Origin of the sequence: Kribbella jejuensis (assembly GCF_006715085.1) — a bacterium.
Classification (GTDB): Bacteria; Actinomycetota; Actinomycetes; order Propionibacteriales; family Kribbellaceae; genus Kribbella; species Kribbella jejuensis.
Genome location: NZ_VFMM01000004.1, coordinates 339,243 through 363,427 on the forward strand (window position 1 = coordinate 339,243; position 24,185 = coordinate 363,427).

Below are 24,185 nucleotides of genomic sequence, written 5' to 3' on the forward strand. Positions count from 1 at the left end.
CGGCGGCCATGCCCTAGGCTCGACCGCATGGACTCCCGCCTGCCGTTGCTCACTGTCGACACGGTGATCTTTCCCGGGCTGGTGCTGGCGATTCCGGTGACCGACGTGCAAGGGCGAGCGGTGGTCCGCGACCTGGTCGAGAACGGCGGTGAACTGGTCTGCGGCGCCCTCGCGGTGCGCGACGGGTACGAGCTGGGTGAGCGGGTGTTCCGGTCGCTGTACGGGACCGGCTGTGCGGCGACGATCTCCGAGATCGCGGTGGACGCCGACGACGAGGGCCCGATCGAGGTGACGCTGACCGGCAACCGCCGGTTCAAGGTGACCGAGCTGGACGGCAGCGGCGACTACCTGGTCGCGGACGTCGAATGGCTGGCCGACGACCTCGGCGACGACCCGTTGGGCACGGCAACGATCGCGCTGGAACGGTTCCGCAAGTACGCCGAGGCGGTCAGCGAGATCAGCCGGCCCGGCCTGCACCTCGGCGACCTCCCGGACAACCCCAGCACACTGTCGTACCTGATGTCGGCCGCGATGAAGCTGATGACGCCCGACCGCCAGAAACTCCTCGAAGCCCCGGACGCCACCACCCGGCTGGCTCAACTGGTCGGCCTCCTCGACAACGAACTGGCCGCGATCAAGGCGCTCCCCTCGCTGCCGGCCACCGACCTGATCACCTGGTCGGCCCTCTCCCCCAACTGAGCAGCCCTACCGCAACGAATCCCACAGCGGTATGGTTTTGGTATGAGCAAACAGATCACCGTTCGGCTGCCGGACGAGCTGGTCGACTTCATGGACGAGCTGGTCGCCACCGACAAGGCGACGAGCCGGGCGTCCGTGGTCGCCCGGGCGATGGAACGCGAGCGCCGCCGCGAACTCGCCGCGCGCGACCTCGCCATCCTGAGCGAGCACGGCGGGTACGACGACCTCGACGGCCTGGCTCCAGCAGCGTCCGGCACAGTCCTCGATCTCGACTGAGTCGACACCGTGCGTCCACTGCACATCGCCCGGCTCGACAAACCCCGGCCCGTGGTGGTGCTGACCCGCGAACTCATCCGCCCGCGGCTGACCAACGTCACGGTCGCGCCGATCACCAGCACGATCCGCGGCCTGTCGACCGAAGTACTGGTCGGCCCGGACAACGGTCTGGATCACCCGAGCGCGATCTCCTGCGACAACATCCAGACCATCCCGAGGAGCCAGCTGGGCCGGCTCATCGGGTACCTCCACCCCGACCAGGAACCTGCCCTGGCCGAGGCGATCAACCTGGCGTTCGACCTCGAGCTCTAACCCAGCTTGGACAGGTCGCGAACCGCGCCCTTGTCGGCGCTCGTCGCCATCGCCGCGTACGTCTTCAGCGCGCTGGACACCTTGCGGTCGCGGTTCTGCGGGGCGTAGACGCCGTTCAGCGCCGCATCGCGAGCGGCCAGCTCCTCGTCGGAGACCAGCAGTTCGATCGAGCGGTTCGGGATGTCGATCTTGATCCGGTCGCCGTCCTGGACCAGGGCGATCGTCCCGCCGGAGGCCGCCTCGGGCGAGGCATGCCCGATCGAGAGTCCCGACGTACCGCCGGAGAACCGGCCGTCGGTGATCAGTGCGCAGACCTTGCCGAGACCGCGGCCCTTCAGGTACGAGGTCGGGTACAGCATCTCCTGCATCCCGGGCCCGCCCTTCGGGCCCTCGTACCGGATCACGACGACGTCGCCGGGCTGGATCTGCTTGGTGAGGATCTTCTCGACGGCCTGCTCCTGGGACTCGCACACCACGGCCGGACCCTCGAACGTCCAGATCGACTCGTCCACGCCGGCCGTCTTCACCACACAGCCGTCGACGGCCAGGTTGCCCTTCAGGACGGCGAGACCGCCGTCCTTGGAGTAGGCGTGCTCGCGGTCCCGGATGCAGCCGTTCGCCGCGTCGGTGTCCAGCGTGTCCCAACGCTCCGACTGCGAGAACGCGGTCGCCGACCGCTTGCAGCCCGGCGCCGCGTGCCACAGCTCGACGGCCTCCGGCGACGGCGAGCCGCCGCGCAGGTCCCACGTCTTCAGCCACTCGTCGATCGAGTCGCTGTGCACGGTGTGGATGTTCTGGTTCAGCAGGCCGGCCCGGTACAGCTCGCCGAGGATCGCGGGGATGCCGCCGGCGCGGTGCACGTCCTCCATGTAGTACGTGCCCTGCGGGGCGACGTTCGGCGCGACCTTCGCCAGGCACGGGACCCGGCGGGAGACCGCGTTGATGTCGTCCAGGTCGAAGTCGACCTCGGCCTCCTGCGCGGCGGCCAGCAGGTGCAGGATCGTGTTGGTCGAGCCGCCCATCGCGATGTCGAGCGCCATCGCGTTACCGAACGCCTCCTTCGAGGCGATCGACCGCGGCAGCACGGTCTCGTCGTCGTTGTCGTAGTACCGGTGGGCCAGCCGTACGACGGTCTCGCCGGCCTTCTCGTACAGCGCGCGGCGGGCGGTGTGGGTGGCCAGTACGGACCCGTTGCCGGGCAGCGACAGGCCGATCGCCTCGGTCAGGCAGTTCATCGAGTTCGCGGTGAACATGCCCGAACAGGAACCGCAGGTCGGGCAGGCGTTCTCCTCGATCCGCAGGATGTCGGCGTCGGAGACGTTCTCGTTGACGGCCTCGGACATCGCGTCGATCAGGTCGAGCTTGCGGACCGTACCGTCGACGAGCGTCGCCCGGCCGGCCTCCATCGGGCCGCCGGAGACGAACACGGTCGGGATGTTCAGCCGGAGCGCGGCGTTCAGCATGCCGGGAGTGATTTTGTCGCAGTTCGAGATGCAGACCAGCGCGTCCGCGCAGTGCGCCTCGACCATGTACTCGACCGAGTCCGCGATCAGGTCCCGGGACGGGAGGCTGTAGAGCATGCCGCCGTGGCCCATCGCGATCCCGTCGTCGACGGCGATCGTGTTGAACTCGCGGGCGATCCCGCCGGCCGCGTGGATCGCCGCGGACACGATCCGGCCGACCGGGGCCAGATGGGTGTGACCGGGGACGAACTCGGTGAAGCTGTTCGCCACCGCGATGATCGGCTTCCCGAAGTCCTCCCGGGCTACCCCCGAGGCCTGCATGAGCGCGCGGGCGCCCGCCATGTTGCGGCCGTGGGTGACAGTACGGGACCTCAGAGCAGGCACGACGACATCTCCTTGCGGCTAGTACGTATCTCTTGATACCTGATCGATACTGCCACGCGGGTCCGGATAGCGGTACGCCGGTCCCGGATGACGGATGCGGCAGTGCCACCCCGCCGCCGTATCTTGGCCGCGTGACCTCCACTGGCGACACCGATCCGCTCGCCCGCTTCGCGTCGGCCGGCTCAGCGCGGAGCACTCTCCAGGCGTGGGCTGAGGGCGCGTACGTCGTACGCCTGCTGACCGTCGTACGCGACAAGGGCTGGACGGCGTACCTGATCGAACCGCGCTCGGTCGGCGAACTGGCGACCTACTCCGGCCTCGCGCCGGAACGCGTCGCGGACATCGTCGACGTGCTCGAGGCGTACGGCGTGGTCGACCGGACCGACGAGACGGTTCGATTGACGGCGGAGTTCGCGGCACTGTCCGCCGACGACGCATGGGTCGGCCTCGACGAGTTGCTCGACCGGATCGAGCTGACGACGCGGCTGGTTCCGGCGACCGCCGAGGCCGGCCCGCTGCCGCTGTCCGAAGCCGACGCGCTGCTGATCGCGCGCTCGTCCGGCGGCAACTCGACCCACATCACCCGGGCCTTGTTCGACCGGTTGTTCCTGCCCAAGCTTCCCGAACTCGTCGACGTGGTCCGCACCGAACCGTGGCTCGACGTCGGGTGTGGGGTCGCCGGATCCACCTTGACGCTGGCGGGATTGTTCCCCGAGCTCAAGGCCGTCGCGCTCGAACTCGTTCCTACCGTGGCCGCCGAGACGCGGCGCCGGGCCGAGGCTCAGGGTGTGGCCGACCGGGTGGATATCCGGACGATGGACGTACGCGATTTCGACGAGCAGGACGCGTTCGGCGGGGCTTTCTGGGCACAGCCGTTCTTTCCCGAGGCGACCCGCGCCGCGGCGCTCGCGACCATCCTGCGCGCGCTGCGCCCCGGAGGTCTGCTGTTCCTGCAGGAGATGGAGCCGGTGCCGGACGAGGCTGCCCGGCCCGCGTACACCATGCGGCGGCTGATCGCCCAGGCTCAGGGGATCCCGTTCGGCCGGACCGCCGAGGAGCTGACGGCCGAGACCGTGGCTGCCGGGTTCCAGCCGGTGCGGGTGGCGCAGACCGATTTCGGCCGGATCGTGATCGTGCGGCATCCGGACTGACCACAACTGTCGGAGGTCCGTTCTAGCCTGCTTGCATGGCATACGCGACCCGCGCGGTTCACCTGGCGCTGCGTCCGTACGTCGGCGACCTGATCGGGTATGCGTACGACGCGGATCCGCCGGACTTGCACCGCGGCCTGCCGTCGCGCTACCTGACGATCATCGTCACGCTCGACGAGCCGCTGGGTGTCGCCCAGCCGGGCGGCCCGGTGGAGAAGTACGACGCCCTCGTCGGCGGACTGCACTCGACCGCTGTGCACGTCGGCCAGACTCCCAGCCGTGCCGGCCTCCAGCTCAGTCTCACGCCGGCCGCCGCGCGCGTACTGCTCGGCGTTCCGCCGGGCGAGCTCGCGGGCGTGATCGGTCTCGACCAGCTCCTCGGCCGCGCGGCACGCGAACTGGTGGAGCAGCTCCGGGACACACCGGCCTGGTCGGCACGCTTCGACCTCCTCGAGGCGTGGTTGCTCCGGCAGCTCGACGGACGCCGGCCGGCTGCGGTCCGCCCCGAGCTCGGATGGGCGTGGTTGCGGTTGTGCGAGGCAGGCGGCGCGATCGGCGTACAGGAGCTGGCGTCGGAGGTCGGGTGGAGCCGGCGGCACCTCACCGAGCGGTTCCGGTCCGAGTTCGGCCTGCCGCCGAAGGTGGCATCGCGGGTGCTCCGGTTCGAGTACGTCACGGCGACGCTGCGCCGGCGTCCGGACACCCGGCTGGCCGACCTGGCGGCCGTCGCCGGGTATGCCGATCAGGCGCATCTGACCCGCGAGTTCCGGGCGATCGCGGGCTGCTCGCCGCGGCAGTGGATGATCGAGGAACTGCCCGCGCTACCGGCCGATTTCGACCGTAATCCACAGGGTCCGGCGATCGTGCCAGCAGCGGTCGCGGGATCTCACTAGACTCCCCGGGGTGAGTGAGACGACCGAGCTGCCCGATTCCGAAGCCCTTCAGGTCCTCCGGCGGGTGTTCGGGTACGAATCCTTCCGCGGCGAGCAGGCCGAGATCATCGACACCGTGGTCGCGGGCGGCGACGCGTTGGTGCTGATGCCGACCGGTGGGGGCAAGTCGCTGTGCTACCAGATTCCGTCGCTGGTGCGATCCGGCGTCGGTGTGGTGATCTCACCGCTGATCGCGTTGATGCAGGACCAGGTCGACGCGCTGACCGCGCTCGGTGTCCGGGCCGGCTTCCTCAACTCGACGCAGGACTTCGAGCAGCGGCGTGACGTGGAGCAGGCGTTCCTGGCGGGTGAGCTCGACCTGTTGTACCTGGCGCCCGAGCGATTGCGGGTCGAGGCGACCGTGCGGCTGCTCGACCAGGGCAAGATCGCGCTGTTCGCGATCGACGAGGCGCACTGCGTGTCGCAGTGGGGCCACGACTTCCGGCCGGACTACCTGATGTTGTCGGAGCTGCACGAGCGCTGGCCCGACGTACCGCGGATCGCGCTGACCGCGACGGCGACCGAGGCGACTCACCAGGAGATCGCGACCCGGCTCAATCTCGCGCAGGCGAAGCACTTCGTCGCGAGCTTCGACCGGCCGAACATCCAGTACCGGATCGTCCCGAAGGACAACCCGCAGCGGCAGCTGCTCGACCTGTTGCGGACCGAGCACGCGGGCGACGCCGGCATCGTGTACTGCCTGTCCCGCAACAGCGTCGAGAAGACCGCGGCCTTCCTCACCCAGAACGGCATCGAGGCCCTGCCGTACCACGCCGGCCTGGACAGCCGGACCCGCGCGGCGAACCAGGCCCGGTTCCTCCGCGAGGACGGGCTGGTCGTGGTCGCGACGATCGCGTTCGGGATGGGCATCGACAAGCCTGACGTCCGGTTCGTCGCGCATCTCGACCTGCCGAAGTCGGTCGAGGGCTACTACCAGGAGACCGGCCGCGCGGGGCGCGACGGGCTGCCGTCGACGGCCTGGCTGGCGTACGGCCTCCAGGACGTCGTCCAGCAACGAAAGATGATCGACACGTCCGAGGGCGACCTGGCGCACCGGCGCCGGTTGAGCTCGCACCTCGACGCGATGCTGGCGTTGTGCGAGACCGTGGAGTGCCGCCGTTCCCAACTCCTGGCGTACTTCGGTCAGCACGGTGACACCTGCGGGAACTGCGACACCTGCCTGACGCCGCCGGAGTCCTGGGACGGCACGATCGCCGCGCAGAAGTTGCTCTCCACGGTGTACCGGCTGCAGCACGAGCGCGGGCAGAAGTTCGGCGCCGGGCAGCTGATCGACATCCTGCTCGGCAAGGAGACCGACAAGGTCAAGCAGTTCCGGCACGACCAGCTGACCGTGTTCGGGATCGGCACCGAGCTGAAGGAGGCGGAGTGGCGCGGTGTCGTCCGGCAACTGCTCGCGCTGCGGCTGCTCGCGGTCGAGGGCGACTACGGGACGCTCGTGCTGACCGAGGAGAGCGCGGAGGTGCTCGGGCGGCGGCGCGAGGTGATGATGCGCCGCGAGCCGGAGCGGACCCGCACCCGGTCCTCCGGTGGTTCCAAGAAGGCGGCGGCCGCGGACCTGCCGGCCGAGGCGGCGCCGGTGTTCGAGCGGTTGCGCGCGTGGCGCGGCGCGGTCGCGAAGGAGCAGGGCGTACCGGCGTACGTCATCTTCCACGACGCGACGCTGCGCCAGATCGCGACCGACCTGCCGTCCTCGCTGGCCGAGCTCGGCAAGATCAGCGGCGTCGGCGAGAACAAGCTCGCCAAGTACGGCGACGGCGTCCTGGAGACACTCGCCGCAGAGTAGGTGTCGATTCGGCCGGGCCGCCCTGAGGGGGAGGCTGGTGAGATCTGGGACGAGTTGAACGCGACGGGGGCGGTTGTCGTCGGCCGGCGGACGGCGGAGCAGGTCGACTATTACGGCGGCGAGCACCACGGCGTACCGCTGTTCGTCGTCAGCCACAACCCGCCGCCGGTCCACGGCGCGGTCACCGCCCGGACGGCCCTGGCGGCCGGTGTCCTCGACGAGCTGCAGATCAGCCAGGTGCCGGTGTTGTTCGGCAGCGGGATGCGGCTGTTCGACGTTCTCCCCCGCCGCATCGAGCTCGAGATCGTGCGGGTCATCGACACCCCGCAGGCAACCCACATTCGCTACCGGGTCAGCTGAGTAGCGGAGCGACGGCGTTGGTGAGGTCGGTCATGCGGCGGTCGATGCTCCGGCCGCCGTTGGCCAGCAGGAGGGCGATGGAGAGCCGCTTGGCGGGGATGACGATCAGCAGGCTGGTGTGGTCGGGCATGTCGCCGCGGTGGCCGAAGGCCTGGCCGAGGCCGAACTGCTGGGTGAACAGCATCGTGCCGAGGCCGTACTGACCATCGCCGTCGGTCATCTGGTTGACCAGGTCGGCGGGGATCACGCGGCCGCCGTACAGTTGGTAGCCCCAACGAGCCACCGTCGGAGCGTCGGCCGCCAGCCCGCCGGGTGCGGCGGCGAGGCTCGCGAAAGCTCGGCACGGTAGGTATCCGTCGGGTGCCCCGCACGCCTGGTCGTTGTCGACGGCCGCGGGCGGTTGGGGTTTCTCGCCGTCCTGGAAGGCGGCGTGCTGCAGTCCGGCCGGTGTGGCCAGATCACGGCGGAGCGCGGTGGCGAGTGGCTGCCCGGTGAGTTTCTCGATCAGCATGCCGAGCAGTACGTAGCTCGGGTTGCTGTAGCTGTAAGCCCGGCCCGGCTCACCGAGGTGACCGTCGGCGAAGTCGAGCGACTGGGCGAGCGTCCAGTGCTTGCCCGGCGCCGCGGCGGCGGCCCGGTCCATCCGGGCGAAGTCGGCGGGCTGGTAGTCCGGTAGGGCGGCCGTCATCGACAGGTGCTGGCGTACGGTCGCGTCGTTCGCGGTCAGCCGGTGCGGGACGTAGCGCGCGATCGGCAGCTCGAGGTTGAGCTCGCCCTTGCCGGCCAGCAACATCACCTCGGCTGCGATGAACGTCTTCGTGATGCTGGCGACGGCCATGCTCGTGTCGGGGCGCAACGGCGTACCGCGGCTGTCCGTGCCGACGGCGCCCGACCAGGTCCAGTGGTCGGTGACAACCGCGGCGGTGGCACCACGGGAACCGGACGGGCTGTCCGGGAACTCGACGATCTGGTCGAGCGCCTCCTGCAGCGCCTTCGCCTTGTCCGGCGCGAGGGTCCGCGTGGCCGGCGGCGGAAAGGCGGCAGGCGTCTGCGGCGCAGGTAGCGGTACCTCTCCCCCGCCAGAGCACCCCACCAACGCAAACACCAGCAGGGCGGTTGCGCTCCACCTCATGCTCCGATGATGGCACCGACTACGGCGTCCAGGTGACGGTCGGCGCCAGATCGGCGAACTCGTGCAGCAATCGCGAACGCCGGCTCGCGATCCAGGCGAGGCAGACGGTGTTCGGCGCGAGGCTGTCGACCGGGACCGCGACCACGTCGTGGCGCTGGTAGAAGGTTGCGACGCTGAGCGGGACGACCGAGATGCCGTGGCCGGCCGCGACGTGTTCCAGCTTCTCCTCGACACTGCGCATCGCGGGCACGGGTTTCGCCGTACGGGTGCGGAGTTCGACGGCGATGTCCCGCCATTCGGGGACGGCGTCCGGGTCCTGCAGCAGGTGCTCGTCGGCGAGGTCGGCGATGTCGATCACCGGTTTGCCGGCCAGCCGATGATCGGCGGGCAGCATCGCGACCCGCGGCTCCTCGAACAGCGGCCGCACGGTGAGACCGGACTGGTCGATCGGCAGCCGTACGACACTGACGTCCACCCGGCCGTCGTGCAGTACGTCGACCTGGTCGTCCCACGTGGTCCGGATCAGCTCGATCTCTACCCCGGGATGGGTGGCGCCGAACGTGCGGACTGCCTCGGTCACGGTCAGTCCCGGCATGAAGCCGATCGTGAACGTCTTCGACCCGCGAGCGGCCTGCGCCACCCGGCGCCGGGTCGCGTCCGCGGCCGCCAGCAGCGGGCGGGCGTCGTCGAGCAGCTGGCGACCGGCCGCGGTCAACTCGGTCGCTCGTTTGGTCCGGACGAACAGCTGCGCCCGGAGCTCGTCCTCGAGCGCGCGAATCTGCCGGGACAGCACCGGCTGCGCGATGTGCAGGCGCTCCGCCGCGCGACCGAAGTGCAGTTCCTCGGCGACGGCGACGAAGTACCGGAGCTTGCGGAGGTCGACGTCCATAATACCTTCAGGGTATTACAGCGGCGGGAACAGGTCTTGGACGCGCCGAGCCGGGCGGCCGCATCGTGGAAGCCGAAACCGTTCCCACGAAAGGCACTTCCGTGACTCTGCAGGACCAGCGCGTCGTCATCCTCGGTGGTACGTCGGGTATCGGCCTGGCCACCGCCCAGCTCGCCGCCGAACAGGGCGCGAGCGTGATCGTTGCCTCCAGCAACCCGTCGTCCGTGCAACGGGCGCTGACGGCACTCCCCGCGTCCGCGGCCGGACAGGCCGTGGACCTCACCGATTCCGCGGCCGTCGCGGCGTTCTTCGCCGGACTGGAGCCGTTCGACCACCTCGTCTACACCGCCGGCGAGGCGCTCACGTTGCTGGAGGTCCGCACGATGGATCTCGCGCAGGCGCGACAGGCGTTCGAGCTGCGGTACTTCGGTGCGCTCGGCGCGGTGAGTGCCGCCGTACCGCGACTGCGACCGGGCGGATCCGTCGTGCTGACGACCGGCGCGGCGGGCGACCGCCCCGGACCGGGGTGGTCGGTCGCCGCCAGCATCTGCGGCGCGGTGGACTCGCTCGTCCGCGCGCTCGCCGTCGAACTCGCCCCACTGCGCGTCAACGCGGTCAAACCGGGCGTCGTGCGTACGCCGCTGTGGCGCGATGCGCTCGACTACGACGCGACTGCCGAACACCTCCCGGTGCAGCGGGTCGGCGAACCCGAGGACATCGCCGCCGCCTACGTCTACCTGATGAACCAGCCGTACGCGACCGGCTCGATCGTCAGCGTCGACGGCGGACATGTCCTGGTTTAGAACCCGGAGACGTAGAGGCGGTTGCCGTCCTGGTCGCGGAGGCTGAACATCGGCGGGATCCCCGGCCACTCGAGCAGTTCGTCGGTGTCGACACCGGCGTCGAGGAAGTGCTGGTGCGCGGCCTTCGCGTCCGGGCTGCCCATCCGGATCCCGGTGTCGACACCGGCCGGATTGCCGTCGCTCGCCGGTACGAGCGCGATCGTCGCACCGTCTTCACCGGCACCCGCCGGTCCGACCACCAGCCACCGCCCACCGAACTGCGGCAGCGGCACGTTGAGCCGTACCTCGAAACCCAGCGTCCCGGTGTAGAACGCCAGCGCCTGGTCCTGGTCGCTCACCGGTACGCCGACGGTCCGGATCTCGCTGATGTGGTTCATGGTCTTGCTCCTCTCAGGGGGTGCTTTCACTCAGAGGTAGAAGCCACATCGGCGTTTTCGACATCGGTCGGCAAAAGAAAAACCCCGGACCGCCTGGTCCGGGGTTCTTCGGGGTATCCGGTTACTTCGCGACGACCCGCATCGTGTACTCGGCCTCGCCGTCGCCGGTCGAGCGGGCCACGACACCGGCCGACTTCAGCGCGGCCAGATCCTTGTTCTCGCCGAGCCGCTGGCTGAAGGTGCCGAGCGCGCCGAAGTCGACGTACCCGATCATCACCGCGTTCTTGGTGTCCGGCAGCGCCTGCTTGAAGCTGTCGGTCGAACCGAGGTTGCCGCCCTTGAGCACCTGCTCGGCGTAGTCTTTGCTCGTCGCGACGACCAGCGAGTCGCCGTCCTTCGCAGTCTCGATCGGAACGTCCGCCGACGACCGCTCCCGCAGCAGCGTGGTCAGCTTCTGCACCACCGGCTCGGCCTGCGACGGGTCGGTCTCCATCCGCAGCGCGACCTTCGGGCCGCTGTCGGTCTCCTTGTCGATCACGGCCGCGACGTTCTTGCCGGCCAGCGTCTTCAGGTCGTCCGGCAGCTTCAGGCCGGTCTCCTCGGCGATCCGGTCGATCATCGGCTGCACGTTGTCGCCGCCGGTCTTCTTGATCTGCGTCCAGGCCGCGTCGATCAGGCTGTTGCCACCGGAGATCGCGATCGCGCCGGCCGTGCTGTCCGGCAGTTTGGTGACCAGTTCACCGGCGTCGGCGGAGCCCACCTTGACGCTCTTGTCGCCGTGCGCGATGCCCTCGAGCTCGACGTACGACGAATCGAACCGCAGCGCCACGGCGGCGCTGGCGTCGCCGAGACCGGCCAACTGGCTGGAGTCGACCTTGCCGCTCAGCGACGCGATCGCCTTCATGTCCGCCCAGCCGGAGACGAAGCCCTGCTCGCCGAGCTTGTCCATGTCCGCCTTGTACTTGGCGTTCTTGCTCAGCGGGTTGTCCTTCGCGGCGGCGACGGCCGAGTCGACGGTCGCCTGGTTCTCGCCGAGGATCATGTAGCCGTCGGTGAACGCGCGGCCCGGCTTGTCGTCCTCCTTGGCGAGGAGCTTGTCCATGCCCTTGTTCGCGGCGTCCTGGTTCTTCACCTGGACGGCGACGATCGGGACCGGGTCGCTCTTGCCTTCGGCCGGCGGCAGCGCGGCGAACCCGGCGCGGTCACCCAGCCACGGCTTGATGTCCTTGGCGTAGTCGACGTCCGCGAGATCGTCCCCGGCCGACTTCTTGATCTGCTCGAACAGCTTCTGCTTCAAGTCGTCCTGGTCGCCGGTCAGGCCGAGGTTGTCCTTCACCGACGGGAACTTCATCAGGAACCGGATCGCGTTGACCTTCTGGCCCGCGGACGGGTTCAGGTCGACGCGGGCGTACCCGACCGCGGTGCCGGGCAGCACGTCGGCGGGCTGCTTGCCGCCGCCGCCGAGCTTGCCGTAGGCAAAGATTCCGCCGCCGGCGACCACCAGCACCATCGCGAGTGCCGCGACGATCGGGATCAGTTTGCCGCGCGTCTTCTTCGGCGCCGGCTGCCATTGCTGCGGCGGTCCGTACCCGGGACCCCCACCTATGTTCAGTTGCTCATAGGGTCCAGGTTGGCCGTACTGGGGTGCACCTTGCTGCGGGCCGCCGTACGGCTGACCCTGCTGGGGGCGGAAGTTCTGTGGTTGCTGACCACCGGGACCTGGGTACCTCGGTGGCTGGTTCTGGTCGGACATATGCTCCCTCGCTGGCGCCGGTGGCCTCACCGCCGGACCAGCAAAGGTTAGTGGACCGGCGGTCCAGGTTCCGACGCAGCAGAGTGCGGAGTGGTTGCCACCGGATCGGCCCGCCAGGAGGCGGCCGCGATGATCGCGCACGCCAGCGCCGCACCGACCAGCCACGAGGCCGCGGGCGTCCAGGTGTGCAGCTCCAGCGGCGCCGCCACCAGGTCACCCGGGTGCGCAGCGCGCAGCCGCGCGTCCAGCGGATCGTGACCGAGCAGCATCCCGACGCCCCACGACACCCCCGACCCGAGGCAGGCGCCGAGCACCACGATCGCGACCGACCACGGGCCGTAGTTCCGCAGCCACCAGAACAGCGCGGCGCCGAGCACCACCGCGGCCACGAACCCGATCGCGGTGAACGTCCCGTCCGGCCCGAAGAGCCGCGTCATCTGCTCCTCGCCGAGCGAGCCACCGCGATCGTCCACCGTGTACTTCGCCAACGGAGAGAACTGCTGCCAGGCCCACCCGGCAACGACGCCCGCCACCAGGAACACGACCACCGTCACCAGCACAGCCTTGGCCCAAGGCATCCGCGGCTCCGCCGTCGCGGGCACCGCCGGCACCCCGAACGAACCACCCGACGACGGCGCCCCGTAAGGCACAGGCTGCGAAGACTCCGGTTGACTCACGACGCCAGTGTGACGCATGCCTGTCAGCTGGCCAGGCAGGAGGGGCCGAGGAGCGCTTTGAGGTCGGCCATCAGCGACGAGGTGGGGGTCACCCGGAAGCGGTCGCCGATGCGCATCACGGTGGTCTTCTGCCGGGCCTGGAGCCGGAGGTGGACCTCGGTCATGCCCGGGTGGGACTGGAGGATGTCGCGGAGCGAGTCGACCACCGGTGGCGTGCAGCGGTTCACCGGCATGGTGAGGACGACCGGACCACTCGGCCCCTCGGTGAGGTCGGGGACGACGACCTCGTCGCCGCTCAGCTCCAGCCGGTCCTCGCGACGGCGGACGCGGCCCTTCATCAAGATGATCGCGTCGTTGGTCAGTAGGTGCGCGTGCAGCTGGTACGCCGAGGAGAACATCATCACCTCGATCGAACCTTCGAGGTCCTCGATCGTGACGATCGCGTAGATGTCGCCGCGCTTGTTCACCTTCCGCTGGACCGCGGTGACCAGGCCACCGATCGTCACCCGGCTGCCGTCCGGCCGGTCCTCGTCGGCGAGCAGCTGACCGATCGTGCAGTCCGAACCGTTGGTGAGCACGTGCTCGACGCCGAACAGCGGGTGGTCGGACACGTACAGCCCGAGCATGTCGCGCTCGTGCGCCAGCTTGGTCGCCTTGTCCCACTCCTCGATCTCGGGGACGGTGACGGTGAGCCGGCTGTTGCCCTCGCCCTCGTCGGTGTCGTCGTCACCCATCGAGAACAGGTCGAACTGGCCGTGCGCCTCGTTCCGCTTCAGGTCGATCGCTTCGTCGACGGCCTGTTCGTGCACCGCGACGACCGCACGCCGGGCGTGTCCCATCGAGTCGAACGAGCCGGCCTTGGTCAGCGACTCGATCACCCGCTTGTTGCAGACCGGCAGCGAGACCTTGTCGATGAAGTCGACGAAGTCGGTGAACCGGCCCTTCTCCTCGCGGGCCGCGACGATCTCGGCGACCACGTTCACGCCGACGTTGCGGATCGCGGACAGACCGAAGCGGATGTCGGTGCCGACCGGGGTGAAGTTCGAGTCGGACTCGTTGACGTCCGGCGGCAGCACCTTGATACCCATCCGGCGGCACTCGTTCAGGTAGATGGCCATCTTGTCCTTGTCGTCCTTCACCGACGTCAGGACCGCGGCCATGTACTCCGCCGGGTAGTTCGCCTTCAGGTACGCCGTCCAGTACGAGACCAGACCGTACGCCGCGGAGTGCGCCTTGTTGAACGCGTAGTCGGAGAACGGCAGCAGGATGTCCCAGAGCGCCTTGATCGACTCGTCCGAGTACCCGTTGGCCTTCATGCCCTCGGAGAAGCCGACGTACTCGGCGTCCAGGACCTCGCGCTTCTTCTTGCCCATCGCGCGGCGGAGCAGGTCCGCCTTGCCGAGCGAGTAGCCGGCCAGGCGCTGGGCGATCTCCATCACCTGCTCCTGATAGACGATCAGGCCGTAGGTGACACCGAGCACCGGCTCGAGGGCCTCGGCCAGCTCGGGGTGCGGGTAGCTGATCTCCTGCTGGCCGTTCTTCCGCAGGGCGTAGTTGGTGTGGCTGTTCGCACCCATCGGGCCCGGTCGGTAGAGCGCCGTACTCGCGGAGATGTCCTCGAAGTTGTCCGGCTTCATCAGCCGCAGCAAGGCCCGCATCGGCCCGCCGTCGAACTGGAACACACCGAGCGTGTCACCGCGCGCGAGCAGGTCGTACGTCGGCTTGTCGTCGAGGTCCTTGCTCAGCTTGTCCAGGTCGATCTGGATCCCGTGCGCGGCCTCGATGTTCTTGACCGCGTCGTCCATGATCGTCAGGTTGCGCAGGCCGAGGAAGTCCATCTTGACCAGGCCGAGCGTCTCGCAGCTCGGGTAGTCGAACTGGGTGATCACCTGGCCGTCCTGCTCGCGGCGCATGATCGGGATCAGCTCGATCAGCGGCTCGCTGGACATGATCACGCCGGCCGCGTGCACACCCCACTGGCGCTTCAGGTTCTCCAGGCCGCGGGCGGTGTCGACGATCTTGCGGACGTCCTGGTCGGCTTCGTACAGCTGGCGGAACTCACCGGCCTCGGAGTACCGCTTGTGCGAGGGGTCGAAGATGCCGGACAGCGGGACGTCCTTGCCCATCACCGCGGGCGGCATCGCCTTGGTGATCCGGTCGCCCATCGCGAACGGGTAGTCCAGCACCCGGCCGGCGTCCTTGATCGCCTGCTTGGCCTTGATCGTGCCGTAGGTGACGATCATCGCGACCCGGTCGTCGCCGTACTTCTCGGTGACGTAGCGGATCACCTCGGGGCGGCGGCGGTCGTCGAAGTCGATGTCGAAGTCGGGCATCGACATGCGTTCCGGGTTCAGGAAGCGCTCGAAGAACAGACCGTGCAGCAGCGGGTCGAGGTCGGTGATCTTCATCGCGTACGCACACATCGAACCGGCACCGGAACCACGGCCCGGGCCGACCCGGATGCCGTTCTTCTTCGCCCAGTTGATGAAGTCGGCGACGACCAGGAAGTAACCCGCATACCCCTTCGAGACGATGACCTCGATCTCGTAGTCGGTCCGCTTGCGGACGTCGTCCGGGATCCCGTCGGGGTAGCGCAGGTGCAGACCGGTCTCGACCTCGGAGACGAACCAGGACTCCTCGTTGTGCCCCTCCGGGCAGGGGAAGCGCGGCATGAACCGGCCCTCGCCCTCGGTGAAACCGACATCGCACTGCTCGGCGATCAGCAGCGTGTTGTCACAGGCCTCGGGCAGTTCCTTCCAGACCTCGCGCATCTCGGCCGCTGTCTTGACGTAGAACTCGTTCGCGTCGAACTTGAACCGGTTCGGGTCCGACAGCGTCGAGCCGGACTGCACGCAGAGCAGCGCCGCGTGCGCGGTCGCGTCCTCGGGCTTGGTGTAGTGCAGGTCGTTGGTCGCGACCAGCGGCAGGCCGAGCTCCCGGGCCAGCTTGAGCAGGTCCTTCTGGATGTCCCGCTCGATGCCGAGGCCGTGGTCCATCAGCTCGCAGTAGAAGTTCTCCTTGCCGAAGATGTCGCGGAACTCCGCGGCGGCCTCGACGGCCTCCTTGTACTGCCCGAGGCGCAGCCGGGTCTGCACCTCGCCGGAGGGGCAGCCGGTGGTGGCGATCAGGCCCTGGCCGTAGGTGTTCAGCAGCTCGCGGTCCATCCGGGGCTTGAAGTAATACCCCTCGAGGCTGGCCAGCGAGCTCATCTTGAACAGGTTGTGCATGCCGGAGGTGTTCTTCGCCAGCAGCGTCATGTGCGTGTACGCACCGGAGCCGGAGACGTCGTCGCGGCCCGAGTTCGCGTCGCCCCACTTGACCCGCTTGCGCTCGGAGCGGTGGGTGTGCGGGGTCAGGTACGCCTCGACACCGATGATCGGCTTGACGTCGTACTTCTTCGCGGTCTTCCAGAACTCGTAGGCACCGAACACGTACCCGTGGTCGGTGGTCGCGATGGCCGGCTGGCCCATCTCCTGGGCGGTCCTGAACAACTCGTCGATCCGCGCGGCGCCGTCCAGCATCGAGTACTCGGTGTGCACGTGGAGATGCACGAAACTGTCGCTGGACGCCATGTCGACGCAGACCTCCCAGGGCGCGAGTGAGGGTGACTGGAGCAGCCTAGTCGGGCCCTGGGACAGTTTCCGAATGGGCTCTCCGTCGAGTCCCCGACGCGCCCGGTATCCGGTCAAGGACGCCGGTCCGCGCAGCCGGATGGAACGGCAGACCTGGCGCCGAGCAGGGGTCTCAGGACGCCAGGTCCGCCGGTCTGGGAGGAGCAGACCTGGTAAGCATGTCGGCCTCGCCGCCCACGGACATCGGGAGACCTACGGATTTGACTACGTAGACACGTCGCCGGTCCGGTGCTCGGCGATCCAGCGGGCCACCTGGGCGCGGGAGTTGAAGCCGAGTTTGCCGAGGATGTGCTCGACGTGCGTCTCGGCCGTGCGCTGGGAGATGACCAGCCGGGCGGCGATCTCCCGGTTGCTCAGCCCCTCGCCGAGCAGCGCCGCGATCTCGTGCTCCCGCCGCGTCAGCCGCCCGGCCGGCCCGGACTTCGGCGCCGCCGCACGCTCCTCCCCCAGCGCGAGCGCGACGGCCCGCTCGAACGAGTACGCAGCACCCACCGCGAACGCGCCGTCGAACACCGCGTCGCCGGTCCGGGCCCGGATCCGCTGCTCGGTCATCTCGTCGAACCGGCTGTACGGCGTCGTCTCGTCGACGTGAGCGCCGCTCGACCGCCAGACCGCACGGGACGCGCCCATCAGCCGGGCCGCGCGCTCGTCCGGCGCCGCCGAGCCGGCGCACCAGGACAAGGCCTGGACACAGAAGCCGATCCCGGTCCGGTCGTTCAGCGGCATCCACAGCCGGATGGCTTCCCGGAACGAGCGGGTCGCCTCCTCGCACTGATCGTGGTCGCGCCACTGCACGATGCCGACCGCCCACAGCGCATACGCCTTCGAGGAGTCCGCGCCGCGGGCCGACGCCAGCTCCAGCGCCTGCCGGCTGAATTCCTCGACCCGCGGGTCACCCGAGAAGAACGTTGCTGCCGACAACAGAATCAATACGTCGAACTGACCCAGCTCGTCGCCGACCGCGCGGAAGCCGGCCAGCCCGCGCTCCAGTATCCCGACGGCCGCCGCCAGCTCGCCCTGGTAGATCAGGGCGTGGCCCGACACCTCGGCGATGCGGGCCCGGAGCCGGTCGTCGTCGTACCGCTCAGCCAGTTCCTTGCACTCGGCCAGCAAGGTCGCGAGCTGTCCGGCCTCGCCGAGGAACATCGCCAGATAGCTACCCGCCCACAGACCGAGCGCCCGCACCTCGGTCTGCTCGGGCGCGGCGTCGAGCGCTCGGCTGAGATAGCGGTGCCCCTCGCGGAGGTAGCCGGCGAACCAGAAGTTCCAGATCGGCGCCGCGATCTCCAGGGCGGCAGCCGCCTCCCCCGGCTCCGCCAGGCAGAAGTCGAGGGCCGCCCGGAGATTGTCGTGCTCGCGGCGCAGTTGGATGTACCAGTCGGACTGCCGCGGCCCGAAGCTCTCGGCGGCCCATCGCGCGGCCAGCTCCCGGTAGTAGTCGCGATGCCGGAACTGGAACTCGCGGGTGCGGCCCGCCTCGGCGAGCCGCATCCCGCCGTACTGGCTGATGGTGGAGAGCATGTCGTACCACGCGACGGTGTGGCTGGTGGCCATGGTGCGCGTGATGATCGACTTGTTCATCAGGCCGGCGACCAGGTCGAGTACGTGGTCGCGCGGGATGCCGTCGCCCGAGCACACCTGTTCGGCACCGTCGAGATCGAAGCCGCCGGAGAACACCGAGAGCCGTTCCCACAGCAGTCGTTCGGCCGGCGAGCACAGGTCGTAGCTCCACTCGACGGCGGCCTCGAGCGCCTGCTGTCGCGGCGGTGCCGCACGCCGGCCGGCGGCGAGCAGCCGGAACCGGTCGTCGAGCCGATCGAGGATCTGCGGCAGCGACAGCGTCCGCATCCACACCGCCGCGAGCTCCAGAGCCAGCGGGATGCCGTCCAGCCGCCGGCAGACCTCGACCACCTGGCACCGGTTGGTGTCGTCGATCCGGAACTCGGGCAGCACCGACCGCACGCGATCCGTGAACAGCACGAGCGATTCGTACTGGTCGGTGTCCTGGCCGGTGCCGTCGCCAGGAGCCTCCGCGGGCGGCGTCGACAGCGGAGGCACCGGCAGCACCTGCTCGCCTTCGACACCCAGCACGTGCCGGCTGGTGACGAGGATGCGCAACCCAGGCGCGGCCGCAAGAAGTTTCCCGACGAGTACGGCGCAAGCCTCGGCAAGGTGCTCACAGTTGTCGAGCACGAGCAACAGCTGCTTGTCCTCCAGGTACTCCGCCAGATCAGCGGTCGGATCGGCCGACACCTGGCTCAGTTCGAGCGCTTCGGCCAGCGTGAGCCCCAGCAGTGCCGGGTCGCGCAGCGCGGCCAGTTCGACCAAGCACACGCCGTCGGTGAAGGTGCGCCGTACCTCTGCGGCCATCCGCAGCGCCAGCCGGGTCTTGCCGACCCCGCCGACGCCGAGCAGGGTCAGCAGGCGGCTGCCGGCCAGCAACCGCCTGGTGTCCGCCAGCTCACGCCGCCGTCCGACGAAACTCGTCACCTCGGCCGGCAGCCGCCCCTTGCCTGCTGCCGCGGGCCTGGCCTCGCCCATGCCTCAGCGTACGGCCGGATGCGGCGGCCGGTGCGCTTCGACGGCAACTATTCCGAACTCGATCGGGTTCGGCGCACACTCGGGACATGGGTGGCGTACCCGGCAGCGTCAGGATCGCCGAGCTGGTGGCGACCTTGTCGTACGCCGCCGACCTCGGGCTCGGCCAGCCGCTGGAGCACTGCCTGCGCCAGACCGTGATCGCGCTCCGCCTCGCCGACCTGACCGGAGCGGACCCCGCCGACCGCGCTGCGACGTACTACCTCGGCCTGCTGATGAACGCCTACTGTCACGCGGACGCCGCCGAGCAGTCGCAGTGGTTCGGTGACGACATCTCCTTCAAGGCAGACAGCTACGAGATGCTCGGGATGAGCACGGTCCAGACCGCGGCGTTTCTGCTGCGGCGCGTGGCCTCGCACGGCACCGCGTGGCAGCGGGTACGTCGGGTGGCCGTCTTCCCGCTCGCTGGTCAGCGGACCGTCGAGTCGTGGCTGACCACTCACGCCCTGCTCGGCAGCCGCTTCGCGGAGAGCGTCGGCCTGGGTGCGGCGACTGTCACCTCGCTGCAGCAGGCGTACGAACAGTGGGACGGCAAGGGAACGCCGCGGCACCTGCGTGGGACGTCCATCGCGCTCCCCTCCCGGCTGGTGCAGTTCGCCGGGCCGATCGAGGTGGTCAGCCGACGGCACGGCGTCGACCGTGCCGTCGAGACAGCGCAGCGGCATGCCGGGACGCTCTACGACCCCGACGTCGTCACCGCGTTCGCCGACCACGCCGACGCCGTACTCGACGATCTCCAGACCGCTGCCGGCTGGGACGCCGTACTCGCGCTCGAGCCCGGTCCGATCCGCAGCGTCGCCGGGGACGCGCTCGACGAGGTACTGGCGGCAATGGCCGATCTCGTCGACATCAAGTCGCCGTGCTCGGCCGGTCACTCGCGCGGCGTGGCCAACCTCGCGGCCAAGGCCGGGCAGCTGTCGGGCCTGCCGCCGGCCGAGCAGCGTGAGCTGTTCCGCGCCGGCCTGCTGCACGACCTGGGCCGGCTGGGGATCGCGAACTCCATCTGGGACCGGCGCGGACCACTCGGCGACCTGGAGCGGGAACGGACCCGGCTGCACCCCTACCTGACCGACCGGATGCTGCGCCGCGTCGGCGCGCTGTCCCGCAGTCGCGACATCGCCGCGAACCACCACGAACGGCTCGACGGCTCCGGCTATCCCCGCGGCCTGACCGCCGCTGCTCTGACACCGGCCGATCGTCTGTTGGCGGCAGCGACGCGTACCACGCGATGCTCGAACCGCGGCCGTACCGCCCGGCGCTGAGTGCCGACACCGCTGCCGGGCGGCTGCGGGACGACGTACGAGCCGGACGGCTGGACGGCGACGCGGTCAACGCCGTACTCCGTGCTGCGGGTCTGCGAACTCAGGTACGGCGCGAACAGCCGGCCGGGCTGACCTCTCGCGAGCTGGAGGTCCTTGCACTGCTGGCCCGCGGGCAGACGAACAAGCAGATCGCCCGGGAACTCGGTGTGGCACCCAAGACCGTGTCCAACCACGTCGAGCACGTCTACACGAAGCTGGGTGTCGGGAGTCGTGCTGCGGCGACCCTGTTCGCGGCACGGCACGGACTGCTCGGGGGCTTCGAGGCGGACGGTCAGTGACCCGCGGCCAGCGTGGCTGTTCGCAGTGGTCTGCTCTGCAACTGCAGCATCCGCCAGGCGAGTAGTGCGACACCGGACGAGACCAGCGCGGCAGCACCGCGTTGCGTCCAGCCCTGGATCGCCGTACCCGAGGTCACGCCGGTGATGAGCAGCAGTGCGATCACCGCGAAGCCTGCAATGCGTGTCGGACGTGCCAGGTCTTGCCAGCCGTCGACCTGTCGCATCCTGCGGGACAGCACGAACGGCGCGGCGATCGTGGCGAGCGCCGCGATCACGAAGGACAGGAGATGCACCTTGGCGTGCCAGGATCCGAACGCGTCGGCGGGCGAGCACCCGGCGTCCGCGGCCCGGCAGTCGAGCCGGAAGAACGCGTCGCTCAGTCCGTCCCAGCCGGGGAGCGACAATGCGAGCAGCCACGGCCCGATCGATCCGCGGCCGTCCTGGGTCCGCAGGGCCGGGCGGAGCGCGAGCAGCGCGAAGGCGATGGTCGCTGCTCCGGGGAGGCCGGTGCCGAGGCGGGCCAGCGTCGCGTGGTGGGCCGTCAGCGCGGTCAGGTCGCTGATGTCGTGGCGGCCGGCGTCGTACCCGTGGCCTTCGAGCGCGCCGAGGATCGCCCATCCGGCGACGAACAACGGTTGCGCGGCGACGGCCGCGGCAGCGAGTCCTGTGGTGAGGTGTCTGTTCATGCCGGCAGCGTCTCGCCGGACCGCTCCGGCAACATGAGGCATTCACCCCATCGGATCAGACCGCGTCGACCAGGAGATCCAGGGCGTGGTCGAGGTCTTCGGGGTACTGCGAGGTGAACTCGACGTACTCGCCGGTGCCCGGGTGGGTGAAGCCGAGGCGCATTGCGTGCAGCCACTGGCGGGTGAGGCCGAGGCGTTCCGCGAGCACCGGGTCGGCACCGTACGTCAGGTCACCGCAGCACGGGTGCCCGATCGCGGACATGTGCACACGGATCTGGTGTGTCCGGCCGGTCTCGAGGGTGATCTCGAGCAGAGTCGCGTACCGGAAAGCCTCGAGGGTCTCGTAGTGCGTGACACTGGGCTTGCCGCCGGCCACCACGCCGAACTTGTAGTCGTGGTGCGGGTGCCGGTCGATCGGCGCGTCGACCGTGCCGGTGAACGGATCGGGGTGACCCTGGACGAGTGCGTGGTAGATCTTCTTCACCGTGCGCTCCTTGAAGGCGCGCTTCAGCACGGTGTACGCGTACTCGGTCTTCGCGACCACCATCAGCCCGGACGTGCCGACGTCCAGGCGGTGCACGATGCCCTTGCGCTCGGCGGCGCCGCTGGTGGAGATGCTGAACCCGGCTCCGGCCAGGTGGCCGATCACCGTCGGACCGGTCCAGCCCGGTGAGGGGTGCGCGGCGACGCCGACGGGTTTGTCGACGACCACGATCTCGTCGTCGTCGTACACGATCCGCAGGTTGTCCACGGTCTCCGGGACCACGGTCACCTCGGACGGCGGCGGGGGCAGCTCGACGTCGAGCAGTACGCCGGCGGCGACCCGGGACGACTTCGGTGCCGGTACGCCGTCCACCTGGACCAGACCGGACTCGATCAGCTCGGCCGCCTTCGTCCGGGACACGCCGAACAGCCGGGACAGTGCCGCGTCCAGCCGCTCCCCCGCGAGACCGTCCGGCACGATGACGGTCCGGGCTGTCCCAGATGGTCCCGATGTCACCGCCGCTGCTCCCGGGTGCCGTCGAGCTTGATCCCGCGCAGGGTCTGGATGACGAGCAGGATCGCGGCCGAGCTCACGGCCATGTCCGCGACGTTGAAGATCGCCCAGTGCGGCGTCTGCAGGAAGTCCACCACGTGCCCGTGGAACGGGGACGGCTCACGGAAGATCCGGTCCAGGATGTTCCCGACGGCACCGCCGAACAGCAACCCGAACGCCACCGACCAGCCGGCCGAACCGAGCTTGCGGGACAGGTAGACCACCCCGACCGCGACGACGATCTGGATCGCGCTGATGTACGGCGTGTAACCGACACCCAGACTGAACGCGGCGCCCGGGTTCCGGATCAGGTTGAACTTCAGCAGACTCCCGATCACGTTGACGGGCTCCCCCGGCGTCAGATGCGCCAGCGCAAGCGCCTTCGTCAACTGATCGAGGAACAACACCACCAACCCAACCCCACCGAACAGCACAGTCCACTTCCACGACCGCCCACCCCCGGCCTCGCCGCCGTTGGCGGCGACATCGGCCGAGGAGGCGGAGGAGCCGGAGCCATCAATCCCACCCGGCGACTCGGCCTCGCCGCCTTCGGCGACATCGGCCCCGGAAGGCGATCCGAGGCTCGCGCCGGGTGGGGACGACAGCGAACCGGCCGACGGGTTGTCGGCCGGCTCAGGGGTGGCTGGTTCGTCCGCCTCGCTTGGCGGGGCGGGGTTGTTCAGCGGCGTTCCTGGCGTTCTTTGCATGAGACACACAGTGTCGCACGCGGGAACGCCTGCAGCCGACCCTTGCCGATCGCGTTGCCGCAGTTCTCGCAGACGCCGTACGTGCCGTCGTCGATCCGGGTCAGCGCGAACTCGATCTGGTTCAGCATGTCGCGGGCGTTGTTCGCCAGCGTCAGCTCGTGGTACCGCTCGAGGGTGGTGGAGCCGACGTCCGCCTGGTCGTTGCCGGCGCCGTCGCTGCCGTCGCGGAACAGGCCGACGATCTCCTGCTCGGCCTCGCGGATCTCCTCCTTGAGGTGCTCGACCTCACCCTCCAGCTCGGCCCGCAGCTCGGCGAGCTCCGCGGCGGTCCACGGATCCTCGCCCGGCTTCACCTTGAAGCTCTCGGCCGTGTGTGCCGCGGACTTGGCCGGCGCCGTCGCCGGGGTCCTGTTCTCGTTCGTCTTCATGGCCACCCTCTTCGTCTGAGCTTTCTTGGCAGGGCTCTTCGCCGCCGTGCTTTTCGCCGCGGTGGTCGCTGAAGTCGCTGCCGACTTCTTCACCGCGGTGGTCTTCTTGGCCGGCGAGGTCTTCGCCGGGCTTTTCCGGGCCGCTGTCTTCTGAACCGGCTCGGCTTTCTTGGCGGCACTGTGTTCGGCGGCACTCTTCTTGGCCGCGGCGGTGCGTTGGGGGGCGGACTTCTTGGGTGCCGATGTAGCCATGGTCAGCTACCCCCTGCCTTCGTCGGAGACTGGAGCGGACTGGTCGCAAGACCTTAGGACACGTGCCCATTACGTGCCAGCCTGACGCGCAGACCGTGGACATAAGGTAGTCGGTTCTTCAAGTCCGCTCGATGTTCCCAACGTCACAACCGTGTTGCAGACATCACTGTCCGTAACACTTCCCAGGTCAGGCCACTAGTCGCTCGAGCCGTCCCCGGACCTCGTTCTCCTCCC

Annotated in this window: 22 protein-coding genes; 10 read left to right on the plus strand and 12 right to left on the minus strand. The window is 69.3% G+C overall.

Annotation, left to right across the window (positions count from 1 at the left end; translation table 11 throughout):
• The first annotated feature begins 27 nt into the window (after nt 1-27).
• Genes FB475_RS34420 through FB475_RS34430 form a run of 3 tightly spaced genes read left to right on the plus strand, consistent with a single transcriptional unit; the run spans nt 28 to nt 1,287 of the window.
• Nucleotides 28-699 (plus strand): LON peptidase substrate-binding domain-containing protein, encoded by a 672-nt coding sequence (locus FB475_RS34420; RefSeq protein ID WP_141862359.1) that lies wholly within the window; start codon nt 28-30, stop codon nt 697-699.
• Between the two features lie 42 nt (nt 700-741).
• Nucleotides 742-975: a ribbon-helix-helix domain-containing protein gene (locus FB475_RS34425; protein ID WP_141862361.1), complete on the plus strand. Its 234-nt coding sequence runs from the start codon at nt 742-744 to the stop codon at nt 973-975.
• 9 nt (nt 976-984) lie between these two features.
• Nucleotides 985-1,287, plus strand: coding sequence for a type II toxin-antitoxin system PemK/MazF family toxin (locus FB475_RS34430; RefSeq protein WP_141862363.1), 303 nt, complete (start codon nt 985-987; stop codon nt 1,285-1,287).
• Here the strand turns inward: FB475_RS34430 and ilvD are convergent.
• Nucleotides 1,284-3,134, minus strand: coding sequence for a dihydroxy-acid dehydratase (ilvD, locus tag FB475_RS34435; RefSeq protein WP_141862365.1), 1,851 nt, complete (start codon nt 3,132-3,134; stop codon nt 1,284-1,286). The two genes, FB475_RS34430 and ilvD, sit on opposite strands and share 4 nt — an antisense overlap.
• A 131-nt stretch (nt 3,135-3,265) precedes the next feature.
• Here ilvD and FB475_RS34440 point away from each other — a divergent pair, with 131 nt between their 5' ends.
• From FB475_RS34440 to FB475_RS34455, 4 genes are read left to right on the plus strand one after another with little or no spacing between them, the layout of a single operon-like run.
• Complete coding sequence (locus FB475_RS34440) at nt 3,266-4,285, plus strand: SAM-dependent methyltransferase (RefSeq protein ID WP_185759566.1); 1,020 nt, start codon at nt 3,266-3,268, stop codon at nt 4,283-4,285.
• Between the two features lie 35 nt (nt 4,286-4,320).
• Entirely contained in the window at nt 4,321-5,178 is an 858-nt protein-coding gene (locus FB475_RS34445; RefSeq protein WP_141862369.1) for an AraC family transcriptional regulator, read from the plus strand.
• 10 nt (nt 5,179-5,188) lie between these two features.
• Entirely contained in the window at nt 5,189-7,021 is a 1,833-nt protein-coding gene (gene recQ, locus FB475_RS34450) for a DNA helicase RecQ (protein ID WP_141862371.1), read from the plus strand.
• On the plus strand, nt 7,022-7,381 hold the full coding sequence (locus tag FB475_RS34455) for a dihydrofolate reductase family protein (RefSeq protein WP_141862373.1): 360 nt from the start codon (nt 7,022-7,024) through the stop codon (nt 7,379-7,381).
• On the opposite strand, the gene FB475_RS34460 is transcribed toward FB475_RS34455, so the two are convergent.
• Together FB475_RS34460 and FB475_RS34465 are read right to left on the minus strand one after the other, a co-directional pair.
• Nucleotides 7,374-8,513 (minus strand): serine hydrolase domain-containing protein, encoded by a 1,140-nt coding sequence (locus FB475_RS34460; RefSeq protein ID WP_141862375.1) that lies wholly within the window; start codon nt 8,511-8,513, stop codon nt 7,374-7,376. The genes FB475_RS34455 and FB475_RS34460 overlap by 8 nt on opposite strands.
• Nucleotides 8,514-8,532: 19 nt before the next feature.
• Nucleotides 8,533-9,402 (minus strand): LysR family transcriptional regulator, encoded by an 870-nt coding sequence (locus tag FB475_RS34465; RefSeq protein ID WP_141862377.1) that lies wholly within the window; start codon nt 9,400-9,402, stop codon nt 8,533-8,535.
• Between the two features lie 101 nt (nt 9,403-9,503).
• Here FB475_RS34465 and FB475_RS34470 point away from each other — a divergent pair, with 101 nt between their 5' ends.
• Nucleotides 9,504-10,205: an SDR family oxidoreductase gene (locus FB475_RS34470; RefSeq protein WP_141862379.1), complete on the plus strand. Its 702-nt coding sequence runs from the start codon at nt 9,504-9,506 to the stop codon at nt 10,203-10,205.
• Here FB475_RS34470 and FB475_RS34475 read toward each other — a convergent pair.
• The 5 genes from FB475_RS34475 to FB475_RS34495 all read right to left on the minus strand — a co-directional run bounded on the left by FB475_RS34475 (nt 10,202) and on the right by FB475_RS34495 (nt 19,185).
• On the minus strand, nt 10,202-10,582 hold the full coding sequence (locus FB475_RS34475; protein ID WP_141862381.1) for a VOC family protein: 381 nt from the start codon (nt 10,580-10,582) through the stop codon (nt 10,202-10,204). The two genes, FB475_RS34470 and FB475_RS34475, sit on opposite strands and share 4 nt — an antisense overlap.
• A gap of 121 nt (nt 10,583-10,703) precedes the next feature.
• Complete coding sequence (locus tag FB475_RS34480; protein ID WP_141862383.1) at nt 10,704-12,335, minus strand: DUF3352 domain-containing protein; 1,632 nt, start codon at nt 12,333-12,335, stop codon at nt 10,704-10,706.
• Between the two features lie 47 nt (nt 12,336-12,382).
• Nucleotides 12,383-13,012, minus strand: a complete 630-nt coding sequence (locus FB475_RS34485) for a hypothetical protein (protein WP_238332622.1) — start codon at nt 13,010-13,012, stop codon at nt 12,383-12,385.
• A gap of 23 nt (nt 13,013-13,035) precedes the next feature.
• Nucleotides 13,036-16,584, minus strand: a complete 3,549-nt coding sequence (dnaE, locus tag FB475_RS34490; RefSeq protein ID WP_141862385.1) for a DNA polymerase III subunit alpha — start codon at nt 16,582-16,584, stop codon at nt 13,036-13,038.
• A 264-nt stretch (nt 16,585-16,848) separates the two neighbouring features.
• Entirely contained in the window at nt 16,849-19,185 is a 2,337-nt protein-coding gene (locus tag FB475_RS34495; RefSeq protein ID WP_141862387.1) for an ATP-binding protein, read from the minus strand.
• 86 nt (nt 19,186-19,271) lie between these two features.
• On the opposite strand from FB475_RS34495, the gene FB475_RS34500 reads away from it, so the two are divergent.
• The gene (locus FB475_RS34500) at nt 19,272-20,504 is read left to right on the plus strand and encodes an HD domain-containing phosphohydrolase (protein WP_202878681.1); all 1,233 of its coding nucleotides are present in this window, start codon (nt 19,272-19,274) and stop codon (nt 20,502-20,504) included.
• A complete protein-coding gene (locus FB475_RS38240) occupies nt 20,471-20,842 on the plus strand; it encodes a response regulator transcription factor (RefSeq protein ID WP_202878682.1) in 372 nt (123 codons plus the stop codon). Before FB475_RS34500 ends, FB475_RS38240 begins: the two co-directional genes overlap by 34 nt.
• Here the strand turns inward: FB475_RS38240 and FB475_RS34505 are convergent.
• The 4 genes from FB475_RS34505 to FB475_RS37955 are packed head-to-tail and all read right to left on the minus strand — an operon-like array spanning nt 20,836 to nt 23,951.
• The gene (locus FB475_RS34505) at nt 20,836-21,528 is read right to left on the minus strand and encodes a DUF998 domain-containing protein (protein ID WP_185759567.1); all 693 of its coding nucleotides are present in this window, start codon (nt 21,526-21,528) and stop codon (nt 20,836-20,838) included. The two genes, FB475_RS38240 and FB475_RS34505, sit on opposite strands and share 7 nt — an antisense overlap.
• Before the next feature lie 55 nt (nt 21,529-21,583).
• Nucleotides 21,584-22,528: an RluA family pseudouridine synthase gene (locus FB475_RS34510; protein ID WP_141862391.1), complete on the minus strand. Its 945-nt coding sequence runs from the start codon at nt 22,526-22,528 to the stop codon at nt 21,584-21,586.
• Nucleotides 22,525-23,271, minus strand: coding sequence for a signal peptidase II (lspA, locus tag FB475_RS34515; RefSeq protein ID WP_238332623.1), 747 nt, complete (start codon nt 23,269-23,271; stop codon nt 22,525-22,527). The genes FB475_RS34510 and lspA overlap by 4 nt, the downstream gene beginning before the upstream one ends.
• Entirely contained in the window at nt 23,244-23,951 is a 708-nt protein-coding gene (locus FB475_RS37955) for a TraR/DksA family transcriptional regulator (RefSeq protein ID WP_141862393.1), read from the minus strand. Before FB475_RS37955 ends, lspA begins: the two co-directional genes overlap by 28 nt.
• Nucleotides 23,952-24,185: the final 234 nt, after the last annotated feature.